This window comes from Candidatus Atribacteria bacterium, from assembly GCA_011056645.1.
Lineage (GTDB): Bacteria > Atribacterota > Phoenicimicrobiia > Phoenicimicrobiales > Phoenicimicrobiaceae > Sediminicultor > Sediminicultor quartus.
Genome location: DSEL01000143.1, coordinates 1 through 1762, shown reverse-complemented (window position 1 = coordinate 1762; position 1762 = coordinate 1). Strand labels below are relative to the sequence as shown.

The 1762-nt window shown below is 36.4% G+C and carries 1 protein-coding gene; it reads left to right on the top strand.

Annotation, left to right across the window (positions count from 1 at the left end):
* Positions 1 to 1613, top strand: a 1613-nt coding sequence (locus ENO17_05560; GenBank protein HER24493.1) for a stage V sporulation protein D, incomplete at its 5' end; no start/stop codon positions are given.
* Between the last annotated feature and the right edge of the window lie 149 nt (positions 1614 to 1762).

Below are 1762 nucleotides of genomic sequence, written 5' to 3'. Positions count from 1 at the left end.
TTTATAGATTATATAACATTCAGCTTATTCAAACTGATAAGTTTAAAGAAATTGCCCAACAGGAACACCTTGCTTCTTTTTCCATTGAGGGAGAAAGAGGTAATATCTATGATAGAAATTATAAAAAATTAGCAGTTAATGTAAATGTTCAATCTTTATTTGCCATCCCCCCTCTAGTCAAGAATCCTCAGGAAAGTGCCCAAAAAATATCCTCGATTTTAAATTTAAAAACAAAAGATGTGCTGAATAAATTAAATCAGCAAAAATCTTTTGTTTGGATAAAGAGGAAATTGAGCGACAAGGAAGTTACAGAGGTTAAAAAACTAAACTTGGAGGGAGTTAATTTTTTAGATGAGAGCAAGAGATATTACCCTAAGAATTCTTTAGCTTCTAACTTAATGGGATTTGTAGGGATAGATAATCAAGGATTGGAAGGTTTAGAGTCATTTTTTGACCAGGAATTGAAGGGATTACCCGGCTTGGTGGTTATGGAAAGAGATGCTTCAGGAGGCAAGGTACCGCTAAGTATCAAGGAACCAACTGCTCATATAGATGGAAATTCTATTGTATTGACCATTGATGAGGTTATCCAATTTATCACTGAAGAAGCCTTAAACAAAGCGTTTCAAGAATCTAAAGCTAAAGCGGGAATCGCTATTGTAGCTGTTCCCAAAACCGGAGAAATTTTGGCAATGGCAGTGAAACCTTCCTATGATCCCAACTATTTTAATCAATATCCTCGTGATCTTTGGAGGAATAGAGCAGTGACTGATTCCTATGAGCCTGGATCGACCTTTAAAGTTATTACTATATCAACCGCTCTGGAAGAAAAGGTAGTAAAAATGGATGATCAATTTTATTGCAGCGGGTCGACTAAGTATAATGGAAATATTTTTCATGATATACACCAACATAGCTCTCAAGATCTGACCGGAATAGTAAAAAATTCCTGTAATATAGGAGTCATTCAAGCTGGGACAAAATTGGAAGAAAATATATTTGAAAAGTCGATTAGAAGATTCGGATTTGGGGCGCTTACTGAAATAAGTTTACCAGGAGAAATAAGTGGTCTGGTAAGAAGCACAAAAGATTGGTCAAAAATTTCTCTGGCTTCTTTATCTATAGGGCAAGAAATCTCTGTAACTCCCCTTCAATTGATTATGGCTATATCGGCTATAGCCAATCGAGGAACTTTAATGAAACCGATGATAGTAAAGGAAATAATAGATTCTGACCAAAATAAGGTTAAAATAATTAAACCCAAACCGGTAAGACAGGTCGTATCTGTTGATACTGCTTTGACTATGACTAAAATATTAGAACAAGTAGTGAATGATGGAACCGGTACAAGAGCTAAACTTATGGGGTATCAGGCAGCGGGAAAAACTGGGACTGCTCAAAAATTCGATTTCTCTACCGGTAGATATTCTGAAGATAAATACAGCTCCTGGTTCGTGGGATATGCTCCTACAGATAATCCCCAGATATCCATCCTGGTCTTATTGGATGAACCCAAGGGGAGTTATTACGGTGGAACAGTATCTGCTCCGGTTTTCCAGGAGATTGCCTCTATGGTTCTTCCTTACTTATCTATTCCCACCGATGAAAAGTAGTATTAATTATTCGCCTATTACGCATATAGTAGTAGTATCTCATAATATATTGTGTGGAACATTGGTTTGGTGAAACTAGTCGATTGCTCGCTTTGATAGATAAGAAAAAATATAGAGCTGGAGGACAGTAAGAGGACAGTAAATAGAAT